24 protein-coding genes, 1 other RNA gene and 1 riboswitch are annotated in these 26084 nt (G+C 53.4%); of the genes, 20 read left to right on the plus strand and 5 right to left on the minus strand.

Translation table 11 applies throughout. The features are described from left to right. A partial coding sequence (mtnN, locus tag AC5OW4_RS07300) for a 5'-methylthioadenosine/S-adenosylhomocysteine nucleosidase (RefSeq protein WP_493676832.1) occupies window positions 1-438 on the plus strand: 438 nt, incomplete at its 5' end. Beyond that, window positions 435-1034: a TVP38/TMEM64 family protein gene (locus AC5OW4_RS07305; protein WP_072683567.1), complete on the plus strand. Its 600-nt coding sequence runs from the start codon at window positions 435-437 to the stop codon at window positions 1032-1034. The genes mtnN and AC5OW4_RS07305, both read left to right, overlap by 4 nt. A 327-nt stretch (window positions 1035-1361) precedes the next feature. On the opposite strand, the gene AC5OW4_RS07310 is transcribed toward AC5OW4_RS07305, so the two are convergent. Continuing rightward, window positions 1362-2075 (minus strand): IMP cyclohydrolase, encoded by a 714-nt coding sequence (locus tag AC5OW4_RS07310; protein ID WP_072683566.1) that lies wholly within the window; start codon window positions 2073-2075, stop codon window positions 1362-1364. Between the two features lie 29 nt (window positions 2076-2104). Continuing rightward, a riboswitch (ZMP/ZTP riboswitch) is annotated at window positions 2105-2185 on the minus strand. A 67-nt stretch (window positions 2186-2252) separates the two neighbouring features. Then, window positions 2253-2831, minus strand: a complete 579-nt coding sequence (locus AC5OW4_RS07315) for a hypothetical protein (protein ID WP_072683565.1) — start codon at window positions 2829-2831, stop codon at window positions 2253-2255. Between the two features lie 171 nt (window positions 2832-3002). Here AC5OW4_RS07315 and AC5OW4_RS07320 point away from each other — a divergent pair, with 171 nt between their 5' ends. The 3 genes from AC5OW4_RS07320 to nth are packed head-to-tail and all read left to right on the plus strand — an operon-like array spanning window position 3003 to window position 4695. Next, window positions 3003-3473, plus strand: a complete 471-nt coding sequence (locus AC5OW4_RS07320) for a hypothetical protein (protein WP_195396174.1) — start codon at window positions 3003-3005, stop codon at window positions 3471-3473. 3 nt (window positions 3474-3476) lie between these two features. Continuing rightward, complete coding sequence (locus tag AC5OW4_RS07325) at window positions 3477-4028, plus strand: DnaD domain protein (protein WP_195396175.1); 552 nt, start codon at window positions 3477-3479, stop codon at window positions 4026-4028. Beyond that, complete coding sequence (gene nth, locus AC5OW4_RS07330; RefSeq protein WP_493676833.1) at window positions 4015-4695, plus strand: endonuclease III; 681 nt, start codon at window positions 4015-4017, stop codon at window positions 4693-4695. The genes AC5OW4_RS07325 and nth overlap by 14 nt, the downstream gene beginning before the upstream one ends. A gap of 159 nt (window positions 4696-4854) precedes the next feature. Here the strand turns inward: nth and AC5OW4_RS07335 are convergent, their stop codons facing one another. From AC5OW4_RS07335 to recU, 3 genes are all read right to left on the minus strand, one after another. Then, window positions 4855-7572: a tetratricopeptide repeat protein gene (locus AC5OW4_RS07335; RefSeq protein WP_493676834.1), complete on the minus strand. Its 2718-nt coding sequence runs from the start codon at window positions 7570-7572 to the stop codon at window positions 4855-4857. A gap of 98 nt (window positions 7573-7670) precedes the next feature. Continuing rightward, window positions 7671-10661, minus strand: a complete 2991-nt coding sequence (locus tag AC5OW4_RS07340; protein WP_195396178.1) for a transglycosylase domain-containing protein — start codon at window positions 10659-10661, stop codon at window positions 7671-7673. Between the two features lie 3 nt (window positions 10662-10664). Continuing rightward, window positions 10665-11252: a Holliday junction resolvase RecU gene (gene recU / locus AC5OW4_RS07345; RefSeq protein ID WP_072683559.1), complete on the minus strand. Its 588-nt coding sequence runs from the start codon at window positions 11250-11252 to the stop codon at window positions 10665-10667. 172 nt (window positions 11253-11424) lie between these two features. Between recU and AC5OW4_RS07350 the strand changes: the two genes are divergently transcribed. The 15 genes from AC5OW4_RS07350 to AC5OW4_RS07420 all read left to right on the plus strand — a co-directional run bounded on the left by AC5OW4_RS07350 (window position 11425) and on the right by AC5OW4_RS07420 (window position 26048). After that, window positions 11425-11754 (plus strand): DivIVA domain-containing protein, encoded by a 330-nt coding sequence (locus tag AC5OW4_RS07350; RefSeq protein WP_195396179.1) that lies wholly within the window; start codon window positions 11425-11427, stop codon window positions 11752-11754. A 4-nt stretch (window positions 11755-11758) separates the two neighbouring features. After that, window positions 11759-12117: RNase P RNA component class B (gene rnpB / locus AC5OW4_RS07355), an RNA gene on the plus strand. A 359-nt stretch (window positions 12118-12476) separates the two neighbouring features. Continuing rightward, entirely contained in the window at window positions 12477-13358 is an 882-nt protein-coding gene (locus tag AC5OW4_RS07360; RefSeq protein ID WP_072683557.1) for a helix-turn-helix domain-containing protein, read from the plus strand. A 3-nt stretch (window positions 13359-13361) separates the two neighbouring features. Then, window positions 13362-13955 (plus strand): CDP-diacylglycerol--glycerol-3-phosphate 3-phosphatidyltransferase, encoded by a 594-nt coding sequence (pgsA, locus tag AC5OW4_RS07365; RefSeq protein ID WP_072683556.1) that lies wholly within the window; start codon window positions 13362-13364, stop codon window positions 13953-13955. After that, window positions 13942-14421 (plus strand): CinA family protein, encoded by a 480-nt coding sequence (locus AC5OW4_RS07370; RefSeq protein WP_195396180.1) that lies wholly within the window; start codon window positions 13942-13944, stop codon window positions 14419-14421. Before pgsA ends, AC5OW4_RS07370 begins: the two co-directional genes overlap by 14 nt. 55 nt (window positions 14422-14476) lie before the next feature. Continuing rightward, a complete protein-coding gene (gene recA, locus AC5OW4_RS07375) occupies window positions 14477-15508 on the plus strand; it encodes a recombinase RecA (protein WP_072683554.1) in 1032 nt (343 codons plus the stop codon). 236 nt (window positions 15509-15744) lie between these two features. Continuing rightward, on the plus strand, window positions 15745-17301 hold the full coding sequence (gene rny, locus AC5OW4_RS07380) for a ribonuclease Y (RefSeq protein ID WP_072683552.1): 1557 nt from the start codon (window positions 15745-15747) through the stop codon (window positions 17299-17301). After that, complete coding sequence (locus AC5OW4_RS07385; RefSeq protein ID WP_072683551.1) at window positions 17301-18071, plus strand: TIGR00282 family metallophosphoesterase; 771 nt, start codon at window positions 17301-17303, stop codon at window positions 18069-18071. The genes rny and AC5OW4_RS07385 overlap by 1 nt, the downstream gene beginning before the upstream one ends. Window positions 18072-18120: 49 nt before the next feature. After that, complete coding sequence (locus tag AC5OW4_RS07390) at window positions 18121-18387, plus strand: stage V sporulation protein S (protein ID WP_072683550.1); 267 nt, start codon at window positions 18121-18123, stop codon at window positions 18385-18387. Between the two features lie 31 nt (window positions 18388-18418). After that, window positions 18419-18592 carry a 4Fe-4S binding protein gene (locus tag AC5OW4_RS07395; protein ID WP_006060856.1) on the plus strand — a complete coding sequence of 58 codons (174 nt, stop codon included), beginning with the start codon at window positions 18419-18421 and terminating at the stop codon, window positions 18590-18592. A 97-nt stretch (window positions 18593-18689) separates the two neighbouring features. Next, complete coding sequence (gene miaB / locus AC5OW4_RS07400) at window positions 18690-20144, plus strand: tRNA (N6-isopentenyl adenosine(37)-C2)-methylthiotransferase MiaB (protein ID WP_072683549.1); 1455 nt, start codon at window positions 18690-18692, stop codon at window positions 20142-20144. A gap of 316 nt (window positions 20145-20460) precedes the next feature. Beyond that, window positions 20461-22128: a ribonuclease J gene (locus AC5OW4_RS07405; protein ID WP_072683548.1), complete on the plus strand. Its 1668-nt coding sequence runs from the start codon at window positions 20461-20463 to the stop codon at window positions 22126-22128. A 13-nt stretch (window positions 22129-22141) separates the two neighbouring features. Beyond that, entirely contained in the window at window positions 22142-24427 is a 2286-nt protein-coding gene (locus AC5OW4_RS07410) for a DNA translocase FtsK (protein ID WP_072683547.1), read from the plus strand. A 169-nt stretch (window positions 24428-24596) separates the two neighbouring features. Continuing rightward, on the plus strand, window positions 24597-25664 hold the full coding sequence (locus tag AC5OW4_RS07415; protein WP_072683546.1) for a BMP family ABC transporter substrate-binding protein: 1068 nt from the start codon (window positions 24597-24599) through the stop codon (window positions 25662-25664). Window positions 25665-25910: 246 nt separating this feature from the next. Next, a complete protein-coding gene (locus tag AC5OW4_RS07420; RefSeq protein WP_493676836.1) occupies window positions 25911-26048 on the plus strand; it encodes a helix-turn-helix domain-containing protein in 138 nt (45 codons plus the stop codon). The last annotated feature ends 36 nt before the right edge of the window (window positions 26049-26084 follow it).

Genomic DNA, 26084 nt, shown 5'->3' on the forward strand with positions numbered 1-26084 from the left:
CTGGACGTCGTCATCTCGACGCGGATCGCGCATCACGATGTCAACGTGCCGGGCTGGAATCATGGCTTCGGACCGGATAACCCGTGCTGCTTTTCCGCCGATGAACGGTATGTCCAGGCGGCCGGCGAAGTGATTCAGCAACAGGACCGGGCCTGGATCGGGCCGGTGGCTTCCGGCGACTGCTTCGTCAATACGCCTGAACAGGTCGAGCGGATTCTGCGCGACTATCCGCAAGCCTTGTGCGCGGAAATGGAGGCGGCCTCGATCGCTCAGGTGTGCGCGCATTACGGCGTACCGTTTGTCGTCGTTCGCTCTCTGTCGGATATCACGCTCAAAGAAGGCAATGAGATGACCTTCGAGGAATACGCGCAGAAAGCGTCGGCCCGCTCGGCTAATTGGTGCGAAAAGCTCGTTGTGAAGCTGGCTGAGCGCTCATGAGCGAAACGCTTCGATTTTGGCTTGAGCGGATCATGACCGTGGAGTTCTGGGTCGAGGCGCTCTCGGCGTTTAAGGATCTGGGGCCGCTGGCGCCGATCTGCTTGGCCTTAGTGGAATCGTTGATCCCGGCGCTGCCGCTGGTGGCGATTGTCACGATCAATATCAGCGCTCACGGCGCAATTTTAGGTTTTTTGTATTCCTGGGTGGGAACGACGCTCGGTTCACTGATCGTCTTCCTGTTCTTCCGCCGCATTGTCAAACGCAAGCTGATGCCGTGGTTCAGCCGCAGGGCGTCAATTCAGAAAGCGCTTGACTGGGTGGCTGAGCGCAACGCCGCGGTTCTGTTTATTCTGGTGTCGCTGCCGTTTACGCCCAGCTCGTTTATCAACATCGCGTTCGGTTTATCTGATTTTGACGAACAGAAGTTCATCAAGACGCTGATCGCCGCCAAGCTGATTATGATGCTGGGGCTGAGCTTGTTCGGCAAAACCCTGAGTATTTCCTTTACCCGGCCGGTCTATCTGATTTTAGCTGTTGCGATCTTGGCCGCGTTGTACCTCATCTCCGCACATTTTCGCAAGAAGCACGGATTATGAATCCTGAACTCATTAAAATGAAACGCAAAGATAAAAACGCAGCGTAAGCGATCCCGCTTACAGAGCCGGCAGGCAGCCCGGCTCCATTGCAAGATGGAAGTAACCTTCTCTGCTTCGGGTCTTCCGTTCTTTCAGCTTCGACAGCGGCGCGATCAGGAAAAAGAAAACCGGTTCGCGCTGAAGCAGAAGCAACGAAAAGCAAAGCACCGGGGGAAATCACCCGGGCCGATCAAAAAAAGGATGTCTGATTTCATCTGCGGAGACGCTCTCCGGGAAATCAGACATCCTTTTGCTTGGTTTTAAGCGATCACCGGGTGAATTGGCCGCTTATGCATGCTTGTTGACGATGCGGGTTTCCGTTTCGCCGCTTTCCAGATCGATCATGCGGACAAACAGGGAAACCTTGTTGTCCGGATTCAGATTATCCCACAACAGCGTGGTCAGTGCGTCCAGCGAATCCGGGATTTCCACGCGCTTGGGTTCGCCCTCAAAGCTGGGCAGCGGATCCCCGTCGTGCATGTAGGTGTGAATGAAATGACCTTCACCCGCCAGCGGATTTTCGTATGCGAAGGTGTAGCGGTGGCAGGACTGCGGATTGCCGTCGCTGCTTTTTAAGATCGACAGCGCATAGTTGAATTGGCCGTTTTCGATATGCAGGATCCCGGAGATCCGCGGCGTGAAGTTCGGTCCGTCCGGCTCGAATTCCCGGCTGCGCAGCGCCTGTTCAAACGTCAGCTGCCTGTCCATGCCGGCGTAGATCGTATCGGTCTGATCGCCGTTGGTGACGATCGTCTTGTTGCCCAGAACGCGCACCGGCGCATAAATGATCAGCGACGGATCGGTCAGCTTTGAGGGATCGTAAGCCTGCGTGCGGATCCCCTGTCCGTCTGTGACAAAGATGCGGTTGCGGCTGTTTTCACTGCGGCCCATGATGAAGTACGCGGCTGCCGCTTTGCGGCCGTCCGGCGTCTTGCCCAGCACGATGCCCCGTCCCGGGTAGGTGTTCTGTTGAAGATCCTCTTTGAGTGAGATTTTTTGCATAAATTTCCTCCCTAAATTCAACGGGAATGACTCCCGGCCCAGGCGGTCGGCTGTTTCAGAATTGTGCTCCCTGTGGTTATTCCACTGATCCGCCAGTTGCACATCCACCAAAAAGTTTAGACTATTCTTACAAAAAAAACAAGCGCCGGAAAAAAGAAAAGTCCTGAAATTCAGGACTTATTCCGGTTGTTCGATCAATTCTCCCTGATCTTCAATTTCGCCGGTCCAGATGCCGTTGTCGATCATCCACAGCTTCAAGCTCTGGGCGTCGATCGGATCTTCCTTGTTCCAGCTGAGAACGCTGTTAACCGTCTGTACGCCATCGTCGGCGACACTCAGAGAAACAAACGCCGGATAGCTTTCAAAGCCCCACTGGCTCTTCAGCTTGGCGGCTGGGTAATTTTCACCCAAGCTGGTCAGATCATAAAATTCAAATGCGTCCAGCGCGGTTGTTTTCAGCTCCTGCGCCAATGGCTTGAAGACATATTCGTTGATATAAGCGCAATCGTCGTTGTCCGGACGGCAGAAATAGATATGATGCAGTCCGGGTTCCAATGCCGGTTGGGCAGAAGCCGCTGCGGGCGCTGCGTTGTCAGCGGGTTCCACGGAGCGAAGATTATCCGTCGACTGGGCAGCGCTTAAATAGCTTTCCTCAATGCCCGTGGCGGCTTTCGGTTCCAGCGCCCGATAAGAAAACAACGTAGCGCTGCTGAGAAAAAGGAATCCCATGGATCCGATCATCAGTTTCTTTAACACATCATCACGCTCCTCAAATGCCCAATCATCATATCATGTTTCATCTGGTTTTGCAAATTCAGTCCCGCTGAAACAAGCACTGTGAATCTTTACCTTTACGGCAAAGAGGGGTCAGGTTCATTGTTTCAGCCGGCTGAATTTGGTATAATAAGGACCACAGAGGTGAAGACCATGAATTCTAAGCGGATCCGGTCGCTGCTGCTGTCAGCGGCGCTGCTTTTCGTTTTATTTTTAAGCTGGTTTATCGGCCGGTCGATATTTGTTCAGGGACCGTACATCAAGGATCGCAGCGCGGATCTGCGGCTGCATCGGCAGTTAATGGAAGCGATGCGCGCACCTGCGGGCGAGCTGGTCAACCGCTACGCGCTGAATGAGGTAACGTATATATCGCGCGTCACCTCGCTGTCGAAGCAATGGATCGTGTGGTACGACGATCAGCTGAACATCAAGGCGCAGATGGAAGAAGCGCAGATCGACGCAGCGCAGGCTTTAGCGATTGGAGAACAAAACGGAATCGCTGCTTCGGCAATTCAATTCGGCTGGGTCAAGGACCGTCCGGCAATTATCGTCGAGGACCAGAACCGCGAGCTGGCGCTCGACGCTGCAACGCTGGAAAAATTAATGTTGTATGAAAAGAGGTAAAGGATGAAGGCATGGTGGAAACAGCCGTATATCAACCGGCTGCAATGGATCCTGGAGCATTACGAATGGTTCGGGTTTTCCGAGAAGGAAGGACTGGTCGTGCTGATGATCGAATATCTGAACACATGTCAGATCGCGATCACGCCGGCGCTGTTGGAACAGAAGACGGGACTGACCAAGGAAGCGCTGGACCAGGCGTTAAGCGTCTTGTGCGCGAAGAAATATCTGGAACTGAAAGCGGGCCGTTCCTCCGTCAGCTTCAGCCTGGACGGACTTTACAGCGCGGACACGGCGAAATCACAGAAGGCGATGGAACAGCCGGTGTTCGATTTGTTTGAAGGCGAATTCGGGCGGCCGCTGAATTCCAACGAGCTGATGACGCTGCAGGATTGGGTCAGCCGGTATGATTCGTCGGTTCTGGTCAAAGTGCTGAAAGAAGCGAGTATGTATCAGAAGCTGAATTTCGCGTATATGCAGCGGATTTTATCAGAATGGCAGCGCAAAGGCTGGATCGGGCAGGATGGCCGGGAGGTAAGAAATCATGAAAGTGGATGAAATTTTAGCGGCGCTGACGGCGATGTTTCCCGATGCGCATTGCGAGCTGAATCACCGCAACCCGTTTGAACTGGCGGTCGCCGTCGTGCTGTCCGCGCAGACAACCGACGTGTCTGTCAATAAGGTCACGCCGCGGCTGTTTGAAAAATATCCGACGCCCGAGGCGCTGGCGGAAGCGCCGCTGGAAGACATTGAAGATTGTATCCGCCGGATCGGTTTATATCATAATAAAGCAAAAAGCATTCAGGGACTGGCGCGCGGCGTCGTCGAGCAGTTCGGCGGAGTGATGCCGCAGACGATGGAGGAACTGACAAGTCTGCCGGGAGTTGGCCGCAAGAGCGCCAACGTCATTATGTCGGTGTGCTTCGGAATGCCAGCGATCGCGGTCGATACGCATGTGGAACGCGTTTCCAAGCGGCTGGGGCTGGCCGCACCGAAGGATACCGTGCTGGAGGTGGAAAAGAAACTGATGCGCAAGCTGCCAAAAGCGGAATGGTCGCACGCGCACCATCTGTTTATTTTCTTCGGCCGCTATTTCTGCAAGGCCAAAAACCCGCAGTGCCAAGATTGTCCGTTTACTTCTTTCTGCCGCGAGTATAAAGCTCAGCAGAAACAGGCTGAAAAACTGGTTGCCAAGAAAGCGGCCCCGATCAAAGCCAAAGCTTAAATTAAGTGTTAAAATGAAAAAACAAGTCAAAGGCGCAGGTGATGAAAACCCGCGCCTTTCTTTTCGATTGAATTCAGTGAAATCCAATAGGATAAACCAATGAGCTTCCGACAGAAAGTCATCCTCTCGGAAATTGACCAGAAGGATCGTCGGAAACTCTTATTTGCCCTTGAACAGCTTGAAGCCTTTCGGCTTTTCCAGTTCTTTGAACGCCTGATCCATCCAATCCGGATGGCGGCCTTCATCTTTCGCTTTGTTCAGCCATTTCAGCGCTTCCTCGCGCTTGCTGGTTTTCCAGTAATGGTAGGCCAGAACCGTGTGGAACCACGGCGTGTCGTAGCCTTTTTCCAGGGCTTCCTTTAAATAGACGTCGGCTTTCGGGTGATGACCTAACCGGTCTTCGGTGCAGCCTAACTGCGCCAGCAGCCAGCCGCTTTTTTCCTCACGCAGATGCGCGGCCCGCTGAAAATAATCCAAAGCCTTGTCATACAGTTCCAATTCGCTGTAATTCCAGCCGAATTCCTCATATAAGGAGGCTTCGTCATGATCGTTTGCCTTGCGCAGATGCGCGATTGCTTCACGATGTTTGCCCAGCGGTCCCAGATTGCGCGCCATCATCCAATGGTAATCGCTGCAGTCTTTTTCATCTTCATCAAAGCCCAGCGGGACTTCCTTTAACGCTTCCTCGTATTTTTCCATGCGGTTGTAAACGATCGCCAGCTGATAGTGCGGCCAGCTGTCCGCATACCCCAGTTCCAGACCTTTTTTCAGACTGGCCTCCGCCGCTTCCAGCTGGTTCGTATTTTTATAGGAAATCCCCAGCTGACAATACGTCCAGGCGTGATCCGGCTTGAGTTCGATCGACCGCTTCAGATAACCGATCGCTTCCTCGCTGCGGTCGAGCTGATTCAGGCAGTAGCCCGCTTCGCCCAAGACCCAGCGGTCGTCCGTTTCCGGCAAGTTCAGTTTCTCCAACACGGCCAGTTCGTCCTCATAGCGGCCTAATTGCGAGAGAATCCAGGCTTTTTCACGCAAATTCCACGGTTCTTCAAAATCCAGCTGTTTGGCTTTTTCCATCTCAGCCAGCGCCTCGTCGAACTGCTTTAAGCGGCTCAGGGCGTAACCTAATTGGGCGTGTGCCCAGCCGTCTTCCGGATCCATTTCGATTGACCGTTCGAAAAGCTTGCGGCCTTCTTCATAGTGATCCAGCTGAATTTCATTCCAACCGATTTCATTGACGATCCACAGATCGTCGCGGCCCAGCTCCTGAGCTTTTTTCAGTTGTTCCATCGCATCTTCGTTGCGCCGCAGCCGGCCGAAGTTCCAGGCTCTTAACGAGTACAGCTCAATGTCCTGTTTGCCTTTCTTTTCGGCGACGGCCAGCTCGGCCAGCGCCTGATCGTAGCGGTCCAGCTGACTGAAGGCGTCGGCCTTGCGGTAATGCAGCCAGTCGTCGTCGCGCCCCATCTCCATCGCTTTCTGCAAGTATTCCAATTCCTTGTCATAAGCCCCGATCCGATGATACAGCCAGGCGCAGTCGCTCCAGATCCAGATTTCGTTAATGCCGGTCGCCAGTGCTTTTTCATAGTTTTCCCGCGCGGCGTCCAGCTGGTCCAGACGTACCTGATTCCAGGCAATCTGGGCCAGTACCCAGCCGTTTTCCGGCTGTTCTTCCAGCAGCTTGAAATACACGTCCAGCGCTTCTTCCTTATGCCCGCCGGCCGCGAGATTCCAGCCTAACTGGGTTTTAACCCAGAACGGATCGTTGTGGGATGCAACCGCTTTTTCATAATATTCGGCGGCTTTGTCATATTCGTTGACCTCTGAATAGTCGTAACCCAGCTGAGCATACAGCCAGGCGTCGTCGCGGCCTAAGCTCAGGGCTTTTTCCAGCAGCGGCAGGGCTTGTCTGGAATCGCCTTTCTGAGAGAGCTGATAGGCTAAATGCGACAGGGCGGAGATGTTGTCCGGATCTTTTTGCAGCGCCAGCTCAAACTGCGGGATCGCGTCCTCCGGCTTGTTCATGTCTTCGTTGACATAGCCGATCTGAACCTCGATCCAGGCGTCGTCGCGGCCTAATTCCCTGGCTTTAAGAAAGTGCGGCAGGGCTTCTTCAGGCTTGCCCTGCATTGCGTAGCAGCGGGCCAGCTCGCATTGACTCCAGATATCCTGATCGTTGATCGCCACGGACTTTTCAAGGTAAGGCAGCGCTTGTTGGGGATGATCGAGCGTGTTGCAGCAGAAGCCCAGTTCGTTGAGCAGCCACAAATCGTCCGGATTGTCCTTGATCAGCTCCTGCAGGATTTCCAATTCGTCTTCCAGCTGATTGACGCGCGAGCAGCTCCAGGCATATTCCTTCATCACCCACAGATCGCGGTAATTCATCGTCAGCGCTTTTTTTAATTCGCTCAGCGCCTGATCCGGCTGTTCCATCCGGTTGTAACAAAAGCCGATCTGAGCGTGGCACCAGCCGTCGGTCTGATCGAAATACAACGCTTCCTCAAAGTAGCCGACGGCTTCCTCGAATTTGTCAAGCTGCGTCAGGGTCCAGCCTTTTTCACGGTACAGCCAGGCGTCGTCGCGGCCTTTCTTTTCCGCCTGATTCAGGTAGTCCAGCGCGGATTCGTGCATTTCCATTTTGTTGAGCACCCAGCCCAGCTGGGAGAGAATGCCGGCGTCGTCCTGACCTAAGCTCAGCGCTTTGTTTAAACTCCAGAACGCTTCCTGATAGCGTTCGAGCATGCCCAGAATCCAGCCGCGTTCGCTGTAATACCAGGCTTTATCATGAACCTTGGCTTCGTTGGCGTCGAGCGTCAGCAGGGCTTCCTGAATCTGATCTTCATCGACTAATTTCTGAATTTCTTCTTCGATTTTCAAGTTATCAGCTCCTTGTTCTCATTTTAACATAAAAACGGCAGAGCGAATTGAAATTCCTCTGCCGGGATTGAAATTAAGACTTTTGTAAGAATACCGAATTAATCCTTGTTCTCATCGTTTTGATCCTGGGTATCCTCGCTTGGCGTTGGATCCGGGGAAGGCGAGGTATCCGGACTTGGATCAGTAGACGGGGTCGGATCCGGCGTTGGCGCCGGCTTTGCCGTACAGCCCTTGATCGGATCGCCCTCATAGCCCTGATTGCAGGCGCAGGCGCCATTGACGACGGACGCGTTGTCGCCGCAGGCAAGACCGACGTACAGCGTGACAGCGAAGCGGGCCTGCCCGATTGTCGACTGCATGAACGTCATCGTTGTCCCGTTGACCTTGACGCCGTTGGAAATAATTTCGTTAGTGCCTTTCTTCGCTTCGTCGGCGACTTCTGTAAAGCTGACGGTGACGCCGTTGGCGCTGGCCCAGCTTTCAATTTCCGCCTTGGTCGCTTTGTCGGATGGGATCGTCAGCTGGATCTCCTTATCTTCAACCTGGATTTCCTTGCAGATCTCATTGCTTCGGTAATTCATATTTTCATACGCGTAGTAGCCGCAGACGTTGACCTTGTCGCCCGGCTTGACGTCGATGTGCTGATCGATGCTGGCTTGTTCGCTGGTTACGTCGAACGAGAAGTCCTGAATGGAAACCTGCGCTTTGTAGCGGATCGGACCGTAGACCCATGTCCAGTCGAACGCGACTGCGCAGTCCGGCGCGTCGTACCACTTGCCGCCGACTTCAATGCCGAGATTTTTGGTGTTCGGCGCGACGGTGAGCTTGCTTGCGTCCGGGTAATCGCCCCAGGTCAGATGCAGGTTGCCGTCAGTGCTCAGGCTGGCGTCGAACGTGCCGATATCCTGAACTGAAGCCTGCAGCGGATCGGCCAGCTTGTTGAATTCCTTCTTGATCATGCCGGTGGTCACGAAGCTGCCGTCCATGCCTTCCAGCACCGCGGTGTACGGATACAGACCCTTGATATGGGTGATCGAGGTCACGCCGTCGGGCTGGGTGATCGCCGGCGGATTCTCCTCGTCTTTATGCAGGACGTCGAGCATCAGCTTGGAGATATTGCCCGGGATGTTCAGTTTGCTTTTCTGCGAATCAAAGTAAGTTTTTTTATCTTTAATCCCTTTTTCATAACCAACCCAGACCGCGTTGGTGTATTTCGAGCTGGATGCGATCATCCACTTATCCTTGGCCGCGCCCTGCGGAATGCCGAATTTCAAGCCGTCGCTGCCCCAGTCGGTCGTGCCGGTCTTGCCGTAAATCGGATAACCGCGCTTTAAGATCTGCATGTAGTTGGAATACGGGCCATAAACCGCCTGGTACATCAGATGCGAAGCCAGATAAGCGGATTCGGCGCTGATGACCTGGGTTCCGGAATAATCCGGAACGACCGGCGAGGTGCCGTCTTTGAACTCGATCTTGGTAATCGTGTGGGGCTTGATGTAGCTGCCGCCGTTGATCATCGTGGCATGCGCACCGGCCATTTCAACCGTACTGGCTTCGTAGGTGGAGCCGCCGATCGCATAGCCGACGTTGAATTCGTCCTGGGTGACGCGGCTGAAGCCGAGGTTTTGCAGATACTGCACGACCTTCTTGCTTCCGATCGCGTCGATGACTTCCTGCAGCGTTTTTAACGCCGGGGTATTCAGCGAGTTGCCGACGGCGTATTCCAGCGGAATATCGCCATAGTAGCGGCCGTTGAAGTTCTTGACGACCTTCGTCGTCCCGGCGTAATTAAACGGGGCGTCGGTGACTGTGTGGGACGTTGCCCAGCCGAGGTTTTCAAAGGCCAGCGCATAGGATAAGAACGGTTTGACCGCGGAACCCGGCTGCTTGTACTGATCGGTCGCATGGTTGAGCAGCAGGCTGCCGCCGCCGGCGTAATTGCGTCCGCCGCCGATGCCGACGATCTCGCCGGTCTGGTTGTTCATCGAGACGATCGCGATTTCCATCAGGTCGTCCGGGAATTCCACGTTGGTTTTGCCAGCCTGGATGTCGTCGATCTGCGTCTGGACTTCAGGATCCATCGACGTGTAGATTTTCATCGGCACGACGGTCGGATCCATTCCAGTCAGTTCTTTTGCCTCGGCGATGACCGCGTCGACATAGCTCTGGTATGGCGTGCCGCCGTCGGTGCTGCCCTTATTGACGGAGCTGTCGACCAGCTGATCTTCAATTTTGATCGACTTGGCCAGCTCGGCTTCCTGTTTTGTGATGTAGCCGTGCCGCTGCATCAGGTTGAGCACCGTGTTGCGGCGCTCGGTCGCATAATCGAGATTTTTAAATGGATTGTAGGCGTTGGGGCGGTTGATGATCCCGGCCAGCAGCGCGCTTTCGCTGAGGTTCAGCTCGCTGACGTCTTTGCCGAAGTAATACTCGGCGGCCTTCTGAACACCGCGGATGTTGCCCGAGCCGCCGAAATTCAGCTTGTTTAAATACAGCTCGAAAATCCGCTTTTTGTTTGTCTGTTTCTCCAACTGCATCGCCAGGAAGATTTCCTGAACCTTGCGCTTGACGCCGGCCAGCTTGCTGCGGGCCGCCATCTCGCCGGTTTCATCGTTGGTAAAGTAGGTGTTTTTCACTAACTGCATCGTAAAGGTTGAGCCGCCCTGCGAAAAGCTCAGCGTTTTCAGGTTGGTCAGAAACGCTTTGGCAAAACGCGGCAGGTCGAAGCCGTTATGTTCAAAGTAACGGCTGTCTTCAACGGCCACAAACGCGTCGACTAAGGACGTCGGCATATCCTGGTAGGAAACGTTGGTGCGGATCTGCTGACCGATGTCCTGGATCAGATTGCCGTCCTTGTCAAGGATCTGCGTCGATTCCTTGCTTTCAAAGTTGTTGATGTCGATCTTCGGCGCATCGTTGATCATGCTGCCGATCATCACCATCCCGACGCTGCCGCCGATCAGCCCCAGGATTACGATCACCGAAACGATGATCGTCGCCATGTTCTTGGCGTTGATTTTTCTTCTTTTGACCGTTTTCTTTTTGGCCGCCGGCTTTTTCCTCGGCGGCTGTTTCTGCGTCGTATTCATAGCTCACTTCTCCTTAAAATATAGTTCGTCGATCACCCGCAGATAATGTACCGGCGGGGTCAGCGAATATGGAATCAGAATCCCTTCCTGTACAAACCACGAATAAGGCAGGGATTTCCGTTCGGCCAGACGATACTGCCGGATCATTTTCGCGGCGTCGACATAGTAGGTTTCATCGTAGGCGATAAACCGGACGATGACAAAGGCGATCGCTCCCTGCCGCAGCACCCGCTCCAGATGCTCGATCTGATGCAGATGGATGTGGGAGAAGGGAAAGGATGTTTTCGAGCGTGTTTCCTTCGCCTCAAAGTCAATCGCTTTGCCGCGGTAGACGCCGTTGTAATCGGTTGTGGAAGGAACCTTGAAGTACGCTTCCGTGATTTTGGCAGCGCTGCGCTTGGGATAATCGACCTGCACGATCTGGATCGGCGTGGGTTTCTTGTGGATCACCGCTTTGTCCAGCTGCAGGTAGTATTCATTGGTCTTATTCAGATCATTTTCCAAAGACATCCCGCGGCCGCCGGCCGACTGTTTCAGTGGCTGAGCGTTGACTGAGCGCGCGGAAGTCTTTCCATTCGGATAACCGATCATATCATCACCTTCCATTATTATATACAACATTGCGTCGTTTTTCTAGGAATACCCGGGATTCGTAACAAAATCGTAAAGTCTGACCGGTCTTTGTCAAAAAACGTTTTGGGATATGACTTGCTTTTTAACCCTCAATCTGCGAAAATAAAAGCAGACGGAAGGTTGTGACACGATGGAAAACAAGCTGAACTTAGATCCTCAGGCAATTCTGGATAAAGAATTTCACGTTGACTTCAAGGGATATTCTCCAGCGGAAGTGGACGAGTTTCTGGATTCGGTCATTCAGGATTATCAGATCTATGAACGCAAGATCGGCGAACTGGGTGAAAAGCTGATGGCTCAGGAACGGGCCAACGCTTCGCTGAAAGCCCGGATCATCGAACTGGAAAGCCGGCAGAAGGTCATGGAAGAAGCGGGTCAGAACTCGTTTAATCAGGTTGATATTCTGAAGCGGCTGTCGCGTCTGGAACAGGAAGTCTATAAAAACAAACAGATGGATTAGTCTTCTATCCGGGCAATCGCTGGCTTGACCAAAGCTAGAGGAAAGTCCATGCTCGCACAATCTGCGATGATTGTAGTGTTTGCGCCGGCCCAATCAATAAGACCGGGCAGCCGCAAGGCTGACGGCTGACGAAACCCTAAGGTTCGTTTGAACTATGGCGGACGTCTGTAACAGTGTCACAGTGACGGAGTTTCCGGGGAAATCCGGAAAGTGGAACGCGATAAACCCCGCAAGCGAGAAACCCAAATTTGGTAGGGGAACTTCCAAACCTGAAATGAAGGGCGCGGAAGCCGTCCGCAAGGACGGAGATAAATGGTTGCCGCCCGGTCCGCAGGGATCGGGAACAGAACATGGCTTACACGATAGAAGGCCGGGAGCTGAGCGATCAGCTCCTTTTTCTTTAATTTTCAGCGTGAAAAGGAAATCAATAAACTGCGAATTCCGCTTAAAAAAGCCCGGTAAAGAAAAGGACAGCGTGGGGGGATCAGGGCAGACTGTTGGGAGTGCGGCGGAAGCGGCGTCGGGATAAAGAGACGATAAAGAGTTTAACTTGAAAATAATTCATCCCTGTGTTATAGTGAGCTTGTCCGACATAAGAGGATTCCGTTCACCCTGGTTTGACAAACGTTACGCTTTGTCGACCACTTTCAGCGAGTTCTTGTTTTACAATTAGAACAACACTTGATATAATTGTTCTGATATGAAAAAAGAGGTGCAGCAGAATGAAAGAAATTGGTGCTACATTGAAAAAACGCCGGGAAGAACTCGGCTACACTCTTGAGGAAATGAGCAATAAAACGCGGATTTCCGTCGCTCAGCTTAAAGCGCTGGAGGATGGGGATCTGGAGTTCTTTAAGGATGACCTTTCCTATGTCCGGTATTTTGTCCGGTTCTATTGCCAGGCGCTGTATCTGGATTTTGATCCGCTGCGCGATCAGCTGAGTCAGGATCTGGATCAGTTCACCGAAACGATGAGCTTAAAAGCCATTCATGACCGGGAAGAAATGCAGTCGAATATTGAAAAGAAAATCAGCAGGGCTTCGGGCACGTTGAAAAAAGAAAAGAAAAAGATCGACTATTCGCTGGTGTCGCTGCTGGCGGTCATTGCGGTGATGCTGGTCTGCTTAAGCGTCGTGTTGTTTAAGACGGCGCCGAACTGGTTTAAATCTGAACCGAAAAAAGACAGTTTCCCAACGGCTGACGTCACGCCGACGCCATCGCTGACGCCAAGTGAGACGCCGGATGTGATCGGTCAGCCGTCCGCGCTGACGGTGACGATGGCGGCCAACGATCCGTCAACCTACGAGGTGCGCGGCTGGAAGGCGCAGGAAAGCTTTACGATCGCCGTTACGTTTGCGCAGGACACATGGATCCGGGTGCTGGAAAACGACGTTGCGACCGACAATCCGGCGAGCACGACCTATCATGCCAACGACGTGATGGAGATCACCCGCACCGCTTCTCAGGATTTAAAGATCACGATCCATTTCGGCATCGTCAAAAACAACACGATCACAATCAACGGCGAGGCGGTGACGCTGGACGCCGGGATCGCGGCGAAAACCAGCGGTCAGAAAATCAACTTCATTCTGAAAGGGGAATAAGCTATGAATTTACCTAATCGTTTAACCGTGATGCGGATCATCATGATTCCGGTCATCATTTTGATCGCGATCTTCCCTTATTCGCAATTCGGAATTGAGATTCCTCTGCTGCAGTTTGGGTTTGTGACGCTTTCGGCGGTCAATATCGTGATGCTTGTGCTGTTTTGCGTCGCCAGCTTCACGGACTTTCTGGACGGCTATCTGGCGCGGAAGAACAATCTGGTCACGACTTTCGGCAAGTTTGCCGATCCGATCGCCGATAAGCTGTTAGTCACGACGATGTATATTTTATTCGCGGCGCAGGGCACGATTCCCGTCGTGCCGGTGCTGATCATGGTTGCCCGCGATACGATTGTCGACGGCATCCGCATGATTGCCTCAAGCAACGGCGTCGTGATGGCGGCGGGCTATCTGGGCAAGCTGAAAACGGTGGTGCAGATGCTTTCGATCATAACGATTCTGCTGAACAATCTGCCGTTTGAGCTGTACCGTCTGCCGGTCTCGGATTTCTTATTGTGGTTTGCGGCATTCACGTCGCTGGCCAGCGGAATTTCCTATTTTAATCAGATGAAGGAGTACATTTTTGAAAGCAAGTAGCATGGCGGAACTGGCGGCGCTGGTTCGTCAGAAAGGCTGGACGCTGTGCAGCTGTGAGAGCTGTACGGGTGGGTTGTTTGCCAGCCGGCTGACCGAAGTGCCGGGGGTGTCCGCCTTCTTTAAGGGCGCCGTCGTGACCTATTGGACGGCGATGAAGATCGACGTCGTGCACGTCGATCCGGCGATACTTGATCAGTATGGTGTGATCAGCGAACAAACTGCGAAAGCGATGGCCGAGCAGTGCGCGCTGTTAATGAACTGCGACATGGCGGTGGCCTTTACCGGCAACGCCGGACCGGACGTCATGGAGGACAAACCGGCGGGGATGATCTGCACGGCAATTCATGTTCCCGGTCAAACCTGGACCGCGACCGACCTGTTAACCGGGACGCGTCAGGAAGTCCGCGAACAGATCGTTCAGCGGGTTGCGGAGCGAAGTTCGTCAATTTTAAGACAGATTCGGTAAAATAAAAAGGAATTTTAAAAAATTTGCGTATATAAAGAGTAGCGGAGGGACAGCTATGGCAGAAAAAGAGAAGAATAAAGACGCACTACTCCAGGACACACTCAAACAGATCGAGAAGCAATACGGCAAGGGGTCCATTATGAAACTGGGCGACCGGGCCAATGTCGACATCGACGCCATCAGCAGCGGTTCGATCGCGATCGACTACGCGCTGGGCATCGGCGGCTATCCGAAAGGCCGGATCATCGAGATCTACGGACCGGAATCCTCCGGTAAAACGACGCTGGCGCTGCACGCGATCGCCGAGTGCCAGAAAGCCGGCGGACGGGCGGCGTTTATCGACGCGGAAAACGCGATCGACCCGATGTACGCGAAGAATCTGGGCGTCAAGATCGACGATTTGATCTTATCCCAGCCGGACAGCGGGGAACAGGCGCTGGAAATCACCGAGATGCTGATCAAGAGCGGAGCGATCGACCTGATCGTCATCGACTCGGTTGCAGCTTTAGTTCCGCAGGCCGAACTGGATGGCGAAATGGGCGATTCCCAGGTCGGTCTGCAGGCCCGTTTGATGTCGAAGGCCATGCGGAAGCTGGCCGGCGTCATGAACCGCAGCCAGTGCACGGCGATCTTTATCAACCAGCTGCGGGAAAAGGTCGGCATCATGTTCGGCAATCCGGAAACGACCCCGGGCGGCCGGGCGCTGAAGTTCTATTCTTCAGTGCGCCTGGACGTGCGCCGCAGCGAAGCAATTAAGAATGGTTCGGAAATCGTCGGCAACAAGGTCAACGTCAAGGTCGTAAAAAACAAGGTCGCGCCGCCGTTTAAGGTCGCGGCGATCGAAATCATGTACGGCGAGGGAATCTCGCATATCGGCGAAGTCGTCAGCCTGGGCGAATCGTTTGAAATCATCAACAAGAGCGGCGCCTGGTTCTCCTATAACGGAGAGAAGATCGGGCAGGGCCGCGAAGCGGTGCGGGCATTCTTAAAAGCCAATCCGCAGCTGGATGAGGAAATCACCGCGAAAATCAAACATAAACTTTTTCATGGCGACGAGGAAGAAGCGCCAGCCGAAGAACAGGCTTAAGCTTGTTCTTTTTTTCAAGATGTGAAAAAGCGCTTAACGGCGGGCGTCAGAGGAAGACTTTGGGTGAAAGGGCTTCCTTTTTAAAGAATAAAACAATGGGAAACAGGATGAAAAAGCCGGTGAAAAAGAAAGAATTTCTGGAAAAACCATGCTTTGTTATTGTGAAAACGGTTAAAATTAGGTATTATTATAAAGGAGTCACAACTCTACACAACTGATAATGGAGGAAATAAGGTATGATGAATTCACTTGTTTTGTCCATTTTATCTGGTATTGGGGGTTTAGCTGTCGGTGTCGTCATCATGATGATCACATCCCGGCTGGGCTTAAATCGTGATCAGCAAAAGGCAAAATTGCTGTTAGAAGAGGCACAAATTAAATCTGAGAACTTAGTCCGACAGGCTGTGCTGGACGGCCGTACGCAGGCGTACGAGCTGAAGCTGGCCGCTGAAAAAGAAGTTAAGGAAAGAAAGCAAGAGCTTCAGGATAAAGAAAATAAACTGACGCGTCGGGAAGATAACCTGAATTTTCGTGATGAAACCTTAACGGCGAAAGAAAAGCAGATTGAAAACAAAAACAGCCAGATCACGGATAAACTGAATGTACTGGAGAAGATGGAAACTCAGCTGCAGGCCAAGATCGACAATCAGATTGTCGAATTGGAACGCATCGCGTCAATGAGCGCCGATGACGCCAAAAAGGAATTGATGGACGCCGTCGAAAAGAAAATGGATAAAGAGGTCAGCGTTTATATCCGCGAACGGGAAGACGAGGCACGTTCCAAAGCCGCCGATTCCGCCCGCAATATCATCGCGCTGGCGATTCAGCGTTATGCTCAGGAAGAAACGATTGAACGGACGGTTTCCGTCGTCGGTCTGCCTTCCGAGGAAATGAAGGGCCGGATCATCGGCCGCGAGGGCCGCAACATCAAGGCGATCGAACAGGCGACCGGCGTCGATCTGATCATCGACGACACGCCGGAAACGATTACGGTTTCCTGCTTCGACCCGATCCGCCGCGAAATCGCGCGGCAGGCGTTGGAAACACTGATTCGCGACGGCCGCATTCAGCCGGGCCGGATCGAGGACGTAGTCCGCAAGGTGACCAACGAACTCAACGACACGATTATGAAAACCGGCGAGGATGCGGTGTTCAAGCTGCAGATCGGCCGGATCGACAAAGAGCTGGTCAGACTGCTGGGCCGTCTGCGGTTCCGTTACAGCTATGGTCAGAACGTATTGCAGCACAGCATGGAAGTCGCTTATTTGTCCGGCATGATGGCCGCCGAGCTGGGCTTGAACCAGACGCTGGCCAAGCGCGCGGGCTTACTGCACGATATCGGCAAGGCGCTGGACTTCGAAATGGATGGCAGCCATGTCGAGCTGGGTGTGAAGGTTGCGAAGAAGCACGGCGAAAACGCTGTCGTCATCAACGCGATTCATTCGCATCATGGCGAAGTCGAACCGACGACGCTGATCTCCAACCTTGTCGCAGCGGCGGACGCGTTAAGCGCAGCCCGTCCGGGGGCCCGGTTTGAGAGCTTTGAAAACTATATCAACCGGCTTGAACAGCTGGAAGCGATCGCCAACGGCTTTGAAGGCGTCGATAAGACGTATGCGATTCAGGCCGGACGCGAAATCCGCGTCATGGTTATTCCGGATAAGATCGACGACGTGGCATGCCATCGCGTAGCGCGCGATATTAAAGATAAGATCGAAGCCGAGCTGACCTATCCTGGACAGATCAAGGTCACCGTCATTCGAGAAACCCGCGCCAGCGAATTAGCGAAATAATGCGAATTTTATTTATCGGCGATATCGTCGGTTCCCCAGGCAGGCAGATGCTCCAGCAGCACCTGCCTGCTTTAAAAGAAAAGATCTGTCCGAACCTGACGATCGTCAACGGCGAAAACGCCGCTCATGGCAAAGGCATCACCAAAAAGATTTATCACCAGCTGTTAGGCTGCGGGGCGGACTACATCACGATGGGCAACCATACGTTTTCCAAAAGCGAATTGAAAATGTTCATTCAGGAAGCCGACCGTCTGATCCGGCCGGTCAACCTGGCTCCGGTCGAGCTGGGCGAGGGCGTGCGGATTGCGAGGGTTAACGGGAAGTGGATCGGCATGGTCAATCTGTGCGGCGAGGTGTTCATGGATAACGTCGTGCGCAGTCCGTTTGCGTGCATGAGCGAAATTCTGAACCGGATATCCGCCGATCTGTGGTTCGTGGATTTCCATGGCGAAACGACCGGCGAGAAGGAAACGTTCGCGCAGGTGTTCGCCGATCGGTGCGTCATGATCGTCGGCACGCACACCCACGTTCAGACCGCCGATGAGCAGCTGATGCGGGGCTGCGCGTACATCAGCGACGTCGGCATGTGCGGCGCGTTTGACAGCATTCTCGGCCGCGATAAGCAGGAGGTTATCGACCGCACGCTACATGGAATCAAAACCCGGTATACCGTCGCGGAAGGACCGGCAATGCTATGCGGGGTGTGGGCGGAAATCGACGAAACGACAGGCCGGGCTTCCCACGTTGAGCGGATTCAGATCAGACCATAACATAAACCCCTTTTTTCTCACATATCCTGTTAGAAGAAAGGGGTATTTTATGGAAATATTAAAAGTATCAACGAAATCCAATCCGAATTCGGTCGCGGGCGCGTTAGCCAACTTATTAAAAGAGAACGATCGGGTCGAAGTCGATACGATCGGCGCCGGCGCGATTAACCAGGCGATCAAGGCGGTTGCGATCGCGCGCGGGTTTGTGGCGCCGATCGGTCTGGAGCTGTTCTGCGTGCCGGCGTTTATGGATATCGTGATCGACGGTCAGCAAAGAACGGCGATAAAACTTATTGTTGAAAAAAAGCAACCATGATATAATAGGGAGCATAAAGGAGGATGAAACAATGCCAGCAAAAGTAGATAAAGATACATGCATCGGCTGCGGCGCATGCGCAGGAGTTTGCCCGGTAGGAGCCATTGCATTACAGGACGATGGAAAAGCGGGTGTTGACGAAGGAACATGCATCGATTGCGGTGCCTGCGTTTCGACCTGCCCGGTTTCTGCCATTTCGCAGTAATTCCATCCTGAAATAAGCAGAGAGACAGAAAGAAGGCGACAAAAAGCCTTCTTTTTGATATAATGAAACGCGTTATGAAAAAGACAAGGAGATGCCTATGAAAAAAGACTGGAAGCTGCCGTCGCTGAAGGCGGCGCAAATACGGACGCCGCAGGAAGCGGCGATCGAACGTTCGCTGTTCGCCCTGGATCCGCAGGCGCGCAGTCTGGGCGTCGGCCGGCGTTATTATATCCATACCTATGGTTGTCAGGCGAACGAGCGCGATTCGGAAACCATCGCCGGAATCCTTGAAACGATGGGTTTTTTGAGCGCTGCCAACGAAGCCGACGCGGATTTGATCATTCTGAACACGTGCGCGGTGCGCAAAAATGCCGAGGACAAGGTCATCGGCCAGCTGGGCGCGCTGAAGCGGATGAAGCGGGAAAATCCCGATCTGATTTTCGCGGTGTGCGGCTGCATGGCGCAGGAGGAAGACATCGTCGATCTGATTCTGAAGAAATATCATCAGGTCGATCTGATCTTCGGCACGCACAATCTGCATCGACTGCCGCAGCTGTTGACGCAGGCCATGCTGAGCCATGAGCGGACGGTGGAGATCTTCTCCAAGGAAGGCGAGGTCATTGAAAACCTGCCGGTGCGCCGCTTTGGCAAGCATAAGGCGTGGGTCAATATCATGTACGGCTGCGACAAGTTCTGTACGTACTGCATCGTGCCGTATACCCGCGGCAAGGAACGTTCGCGCGATCCCGAAGACGTGCTGGCAGAGGTGCGCGAACTCAAGGCACAGGGCTATAAGGAGATCACGCTGCTGGGCCAGAACGTCAACGCCTATGGCAAAGACCGCGCCAGCGGCTACGGTTTTGCCCAGCTGCTTCGCGATACCGCGGAAATCGGTGTTGAACGGGTGCGCTTTACAACCAGTCACCCATGGGATTTTACGGATGAGATGATCGAGGTGATCGCCAGCTATGACAACATCATGCCCGCGATTCATCTGCCGGTGCAGTCCGGCAGCAGCGAAATGCTCAAGATCATGGGCCGGCGTTATACCCGCGAGGAGTATTTAACGCTGTTCCATAAGATTAAAGACCGGATTCCGGGCTGTTCGTTCACGACCGATATCATCGTCGGCTTCCCCAATGAAACCGAGGAACAATTTGAGATGACGCTGAGCCTGGTCGACGAATGTCAGTACGACGGCGCGTTTACGTTCATCTATTCTCCCCGCGAGGGCACGCCGGCCGCACGGATGCAGGACAATGTGCCGGCTGAGGTCAAAAGCCGCCGCCTGCAGCAGCTCAATGAAAAGATCGCGTTTTATGCCCATCGCAATAACGAGCCGTATCTGGGCCGGATCGTGACCGTGCTGGTCGACGGACCATCCAAGAAAAACGAACAGGTTTACAGCGGCTACAGCGAGACCAACAAGCTGGTCAACTTCACCGCCGATCATGCCGAACCGGGCGATCTGGTTCAGGTGCGGATCACCGAGATCCATTCGTGGTCGCTGAACGGTGAAAAAATCGAACAACCGCAGCCGCAGGCTGCCTGAGCCCCAAAGACAACTGCCGTCGGAATTTCGCTGAATGAGACCGGCGGTTTTTGTTTGCTTTTTATCAGACCGCGGTCTTTTTTTAGTGAACGCCTTCTCCAGGCTGGAAGGCGATTCTGTTAAAAAGATTGAAATCCAGCCGGAGCTATGATATAGTTTACCCACGAAGCTATCCCTGTTGGGCCGTATCATGATTGACCAAAACCGCCTGGACAAGCGCTTTTCAACGATTGAAAGCGTTTTTCCTGCGCTGCGCGCGGTTGTCAGGGAACGTTGGACAGGGTATAATAAAGAAAACATCATAGGAGGAATTTTCATGGATCAAGTACGTCTGTTCGCTTTGGGCGGACTGGATGAAGACGGCAAAAACATGTATGTGGTTGAAGTCGGCGAATCCATTTTTGTCATTGAAGCGGGCTTAAAATATCCGGAATCCACCGATCAGTTGGGGATCGAGCGGATTATTCCGGACTTCAAATATTTAATTGAGAACCAACACCGGATTCAGGCGATTTTCATTTCGCATGGTCATGACGACGTCATGGCGGCGCTGCCGAATCTGCTTCGGCATGTCAAAGCACCGGTATATTCGACGCCGTTAACCGCGATGCTGATCGAGGAGATGCTGAAAAAGGAAGGACTGCGCGAGATTCGCGTGCACCGCGTCAAGCGCAATTCCAGCTTTAAGATCGCCGGAATTCCGATCCGCACCTTCGGCATGACCCAGTCGATCGCCGACGGCTTCGGCCTGTCGATCGAAACGCCGCAGGGTGCGATCGTCTACACGAGCGAATACATCGTCGACTACGATATTCATAACGACGCCTTTTCCTGCGATATCACCGCTTTGGCGGAGATTGGCAAGCGCGGCGTGCTGGCGTTGATGACCGAGTCGGTCGGCGCGGACCGCGAGGGCCATTCGGCGCCGCATCACCGGATCACGGAGTTTGTCGAACCGGCATTTGAAGACGCGGAAGGCCGGATTATCATTACGACTTATCATCAGAATTTATACCGCATCATCGAGATTATCGAGCTGGCGAACAAGTACAATCGCAAAGTGATTTTCTATGACGACGATCTGCGCGCGATTTTAAAAGCCGTCGAAAAGATGGGCTATTACCGCATGCCGATCGGTCTGGAAATCCCGAAAGCCAAGTTTACCAATGACTTGAAGGGCGTCGTGGTGATCGTGTCCGGTTCAGGCGATCACGTGTTCCGGCGGATGCACAAGGTCGCGCTGGGCGAAGACGCGATGCTGCGGCTGAACGGCCAGGATACCGTCGTCATTGCCTCGCCGGTGGTGCCGGGCACCGAACGCGAAGCGACGAATATGGAAAACGAACTGTATAAGGAAAACGTCCGCGTTGTGACGCTGGACCGGCGCAAGGTGTATTCCATGCACGCGTCGATCGAAGATCTGAAAATGATGCTTTACCTGTTTAAGCCGACCTATTACATGCCGATCAAGGGCGAATACCGCCAGCTGGTGTCCAACGCCAACATCGCGCTGAACATGGGGTATCACGCGGATAAGATCCTTGTGCTGGACAACGGGCAGATTGCCAAATTTGAAGACGGCATTCTGAAATCGACGGCGGATCAGCTGACGCTGGAAGACGTTTTGATCGACGGCAACGAGAATCTCGACGTCAGCGGCATGGTTTTGCGCGATCGGGAAATTTTATCCACCGACGGCGCGATCATCGTCGGCATCGTCGTCAATCACAAGACCAAGGAGGTCATCGGCGGACCGGATGTACAGAGCCGCGGCGTGATCTATCTGAAGGACGCCGATCACATCGTCAAGGAAATCGGCAACATTATCGAACGCACGGTCGAGGACGCCGTCAAGGAAAAACGCTATGAGAATATGGCGGTGCGGATGGAAGCCAAAGACCGGATCGTGAAATATGTCTTGAAGGAAACCGGCAAGCGGCCGATGATTTTACCGGCGATTGTCGAAATCAATGTCACGGAATAGGAGATGATGATCCGTGGCGAAAACGAAGCAGAAAAAGAAAAAAAGCAATAAGAATACCGTGGATTCGGAAATCCTGCGTTATGTGATCGCGTTGGCGGCGATCACCGTGACGCTGATCGCGGCGCTGCAGTTGGGCATCGTCGGTCAGTTTCTGACTACGATCACGCGGTATTTGTTCGGAACGTATTACGGAGTCGTCTACGGGCTGTGTTTACTCGGGGGGCTGGCTGTCTTGTTTGGACAGAAGTTTCCCGTTTTCTCCGTTAAGACGCTGATCGCGATCGGCGCGGTGTTGGTCGCGATGATTTTGTGGTCGGCGATTCCTCAGGATCCGCAGCTGAGCGGCTTTCAGGTGTTCAGCGAGTATCTTTCCCATACCGGCGAGCATTTCAGTTCGCCTTCAACCGTCGCGGCTCAGGGCGGCGTGCTGGGCGCGTTATTGTATTCGCTCAGCTCGCTGTTGTTTGCCCGCACCGGCACGGTGCTGGTGATTTTCGCGCTGCTGGCGCTGGCCGCGCTGCTGATGATCAAGACCGAGGTCTATGTGTCGCTGTGGCAGTCGCTCACCGGGGCTTTGCATCGTGAGAAAAAGACGAAGCCGAAGCGTTCCAAACGCGAAACGGAAAGCGATTCGCTGGAAGTGGCCGCGGAAGAGCGGAAGGTGATCGGCACGGTGGAGCTGGGCAAAAAGAAGAAGAAATCAATTTTCTTAACCCCGGATGACGAACCGGCGCCTGAAGAAGAGCTGCCGTCATCGGTCGTGAAGAAAGAAAAGAAAAAAGAGGAAAAAGAGAAACCGGCTGCGGAGGAGCTGCCGAAGGTGGTATCCGTGGGCAGCGGCGCGGGAGCGGTCGACTACAAGCTGCCGGCCTTGACGATGCTTGATGAAATTCAGGCCAAGTCACGCTCGGTGCTGAACCAGAACGCCGCGTCGATCAAAGGCAAGAAGCTGATCGAGGTGCTGGGCAATTTCGGTATCAACGCGCAGCTGGTCGCGACGCATATCGGCCCGGCGGTCACTAAATTTGAAATCCGTCCGGATTCCAACGTCAAGGTATCGAAGATCAACGCGATTTCCGATAACCTGAAAATGGAGCTGGCAGCCCGCGATATCCGGATTGAAGCGCCGATTCCCGGCCGCAACGCCGTCGGCATCGAAATTCCGAATGTCGAAACGACGCCGGTCAAGATGCTGGAGCTGATGCGTCAGCTGCCGGAGGATAAAAAAGACAAAAAGCTGCTTCTGGCGCTGGGCAAGGATTTAATGGGTAAAGGCATTTTCTGCCAACTGGACAAAATGCCGCATCTGTTGATCGCCGGCGCGACCGGCAGCGGCAAGTCGGTTTGTATGAATACGATCATCACCTCGCTGTTGATGCGGACTTCGCCGGATGAGGTAAAGCTGCTTTTAGTCGATCCGAAGAAGGTGGAATTCACGCCTTACCGCGAGATCCCGCATCTGATCGGTCCGGTGATTTCCGACGGCGCCGAGGCAGCCCGCGCGTTAAAGGTCATCGTCATGATGATGGAAAACCGCTACGAAGTCTTTGCGCAGGTCGGGGTGCGCAACATCGCCGGCTACAATGAGAAAATCGCCAAAGAACCGCAGCCGAACCTGCAGCCGATGCCGTTTATCGTCGTGATCATCGACGAATTGGCGGACTTGATGGCGGTGGCCGGCAAGGAAGTGGAAATGAGCATCCAGCGGATCACGCAGCTGGCGCGCGCCGCCGGCATTCATCTGATCGTCGCGACGCAGCGGCCCTCGACCGATGTCATCACCGGCATCATCAAGGCCAACATTCCAAGCCGGATCGCCTTCTCCGTTTCCAGTGGCATTGATTCCCGGACGATCCTCGATCATGTCGGAGCGGAACGGCTGCTGGGCAACGGCGATATGCTTTATTTCCCGATCGGCGAACCGAGTCCGGTGCGCTTGCAGGGTGTCTATGTTACCGACGAGGAGGTCAAGCGGATCACCGACTTTGTTTCCGCTCAGATGAAGCCGCGCTACGAGGACGCGTTTATCCGGCTGGAAGGGGTCGATAACAACGAGAGCACGGCTGTGGTCTCAGCCCAGGACGATCCGCTGTACGAGGAAGTGAAGGACTACGTCATCGAAACGCAGAAGGCGTCGACGTCGCTCTTGCAGCGAAGGTTCGGAATCGGATATAACCGCGCGGCCCGGCTGATCGACGTGCTGGAAGAACGCGGCATCATCGGTCCGGTTCAGGGCTCGAAGCCAAGAGATGTTTACATTAAAAAGAACGCTGAAGCGGACGCTGAGGAAGAAGATTGAAAAATCACATTGAAACCGGAATTGATTATTTTCTGAATCAAAACCGGTTTTTTTCCTGACTTGCCGGAATTGTCTGAAGAAAACCACGCCTTAAGTTGACAAATGGCATTTTAAAAGTCTAATATTATACTGTAAGCATAGCTTGCACAAAGCAATGGAGGGAAAGAAAATGAAAAAATTGCTGACCTTTGCTTTAGCGCTGCTGATGGTTGCCGGCTGTTCCAACAATGGCGGAGGAACGGCTACACCGACACCAAGCGCTGACGCAAACACAGACGGTGAAAACACCGGCTGCACGATTACCATCGGATTAGTTACCGACTTGGGCGGTATCGACGACAAGTCCTTCAACCAGGGTACTTGGGAAGGCGTAGTTAAATTCGCGGAAGACAACAAGATGAGCGAAGATTGCTACGGCTACCTGCAGTCCTCGGCGGACGCGGATTACATCCCGAATCTGAGCACCTTCGCGGATCAGAAGAAAGATCTGATCGAAGCTCCGGGCTTCCTGTTTGAAGATGCGATGAAAGAAGTTGCCGATCTGTATCCGGATCAGAAGTTCGTTATCATTGATACGGAAGTTGACAAACCAAACGTTGCTTCCGCAGTCTTTAAAGAGCAGCAGCCTTCTTATCTGGTCGGTGTTGCCGCAGCCATGAAGGCGAAAGAAGCGGGCAAGACGAAAGTCGGATTTATCGGCGGCGTTGAAAACCCGATCATCGAACGTTTTGAAGCGGGCTACAAGCAGGGTGTTGCCAGCGTCGATCCGGCGATCGAAGTGCTGACGGATTATGCCAACGCATTTGACGATCCGGGCAAAGGCTCGACCTTGGCTCAGAAGCAGTACAATGACGGCGCGTATGTTATTTTCCATGCAGCGGGCGCAACGGGCAACGGTCTGATTAAAGAAGCGAAGGACCGCCGTGAAGCTGGCGAAGACGTCTGGGCGATCGGCGTTGACTCCGACCAGTATGACGCAGGTCTGATGTCTGACGGCAAATCCGCAGTTCTGACTTCTGCGCTGAAGCGTGTGGATACAGCGGCTTACTATTTCGCAGAACAGGTCAAGAACGGCACATTCCAGGGTGGAACAATGGTCTTTGACGCAAGCAATGACGGCATCGGCTTCCCGAAGGAAAACCCGAACCTGTCTGATGAAATCGTCAAGGCGATGGAAGACGCGTTAGCGAAGATCAAGTCCGGCGAGATCGTCGTTGACGAAGCAGTTCAGAAATAAGCTGATTTTCAATTTGTGAGAGGAGAGCGCAGGCTCTCCTTTCTTTTTGACAAAAGTTGAACTCTTTCATGAAGGTTACAGGTCTCTGATCGGAAGAGGACTTTTGTCAGAAATCCAATCGGTTTTTATCCCAAACCGACGCGGCAGAAGAGAGAAAACAGGTGGAAAACGAGGAACTCTACCGTTGGTAGGTGTTCCTTTTGGCGTGCTGCGCTACAATGAAAACGATGAAAGCGAGGATAAAGTATGGATCAGATAAAAATCGGCGGCTTCATCGCTATCCGCAGAAAGGAAAAAGGCTGGACGCAAAGTCAGCTGGCCGAGGTCTTGGGGATTACCGATAAAGCGGTGTCGAAATGGGAAACGGGAGTTTCCCATAGTTAAAGATACCACACCCAATATCACAAACTCACGCTTAAA

It is taken from the genome of Holdemania sp., from assembly GCF_986127675.1.

Bases quoted from the DNA above. Each gene is read 5' to 3' on its own strand.
- AC5OW4_RS07305 (WP_072683567.1), top strand. From the start codon at position 435: ATGAGCGAAACGCTTCGATTTTGGCTTGAGCGGATCATGACCGTGGAG.
- AC5OW4_RS07310 (WP_072683566.1), bottom strand. From the start codon at position 2,075: ATGCAAAAAATCTCACTCAAAGAGGATCTTCAACAGAACACCTACCCG.
- AC5OW4_RS07320 (WP_195396174.1), top strand. From the start codon at position 3,003: ATGAATTCTAAGCGGATCCGGTCGCTGCTGCTGTCAGCGGCGCTGCTT.
- AC5OW4_RS07325 (WP_195396175.1), top strand. From the start codon at position 3,477: ATGAAGGCATGGTGGAAACAGCCGTATATCAACCGGCTGCAATGGATC.
- nth (WP_493676833.1), top strand. From the start codon at position 4,015: ATGAAAGTGGATGAAATTTTAGCGGCGCTGACGGCGATGTTTCCCGAT.
- AC5OW4_RS07340 (WP_195396178.1), bottom strand. From the start codon at position 10,661: ATGAATACGACGCAGAAACAGCCGCCGAGGAAAAAGCCGGCGGCCAAA.
- recU (WP_072683559.1), bottom strand. From the start codon at position 11,252: ATGATCGGTTATCCGAATGGAAAGACTTCCGCGCGCTCAGTCAACGCT.
- AC5OW4_RS07350 (WP_195396179.1), top strand. From the start codon at position 11,425: ATGGAAAACAAGCTGAACTTAGATCCTCAGGCAATTCTGGATAAAGAA.
- AC5OW4_RS07360 (WP_072683557.1), top strand. From the start codon at position 12,477: ATGAAAGAAATTGGTGCTACATTGAAAAAACGCCGGGAAGAACTCGGC.
- pgsA (WP_072683556.1), top strand. From the start codon at position 13,362: ATGAATTTACCTAATCGTTTAACCGTGATGCGGATCATCATGATTCCG.
- recA (WP_072683554.1), top strand. From the start codon at position 14,477: ATGGCAGAAAAAGAGAAGAATAAAGACGCACTACTCCAGGACACACTC.
- rny (WP_072683552.1), top strand. From the start codon at position 15,745: ATGATGAATTCACTTGTTTTGTCCATTTTATCTGGTATTGGGGGTTTA.
- AC5OW4_RS07385 (WP_072683551.1), top strand. From the start codon at position 17,301: ATGCGAATTTTATTTATCGGCGATATCGTCGGTTCCCCAGGCAGGCAG.
- AC5OW4_RS07390 (WP_072683550.1), top strand. From the start codon at position 18,121: ATGGAAATATTAAAAGTATCAACGAAATCCAATCCGAATTCGGTCGCG.
- AC5OW4_RS07395 (WP_006060856.1), top strand. From the start codon at position 18,419: ATGCCAGCAAAAGTAGATAAAGATACATGCATCGGCTGCGGCGCATGC.
- miaB (WP_072683549.1), top strand. From the start codon at position 18,690: ATGAAAAAAGACTGGAAGCTGCCGTCGCTGAAGGCGGCGCAAATACGG.
- AC5OW4_RS07405 (WP_072683548.1), top strand. From the start codon at position 20,461: ATGGATCAAGTACGTCTGTTCGCTTTGGGCGGACTGGATGAAGACGGC.
- AC5OW4_RS07415 (WP_072683546.1), top strand. From the start codon at position 24,597: ATGAAAAAATTGCTGACCTTTGCTTTAGCGCTGCTGATGGTTGCCGGC.
- AC5OW4_RS07420 (WP_493676836.1), top strand. From the start codon at position 25,911: ATGGATCAGATAAAAATCGGCGGCTTCATCGCTATCCGCAGAAAGGAA.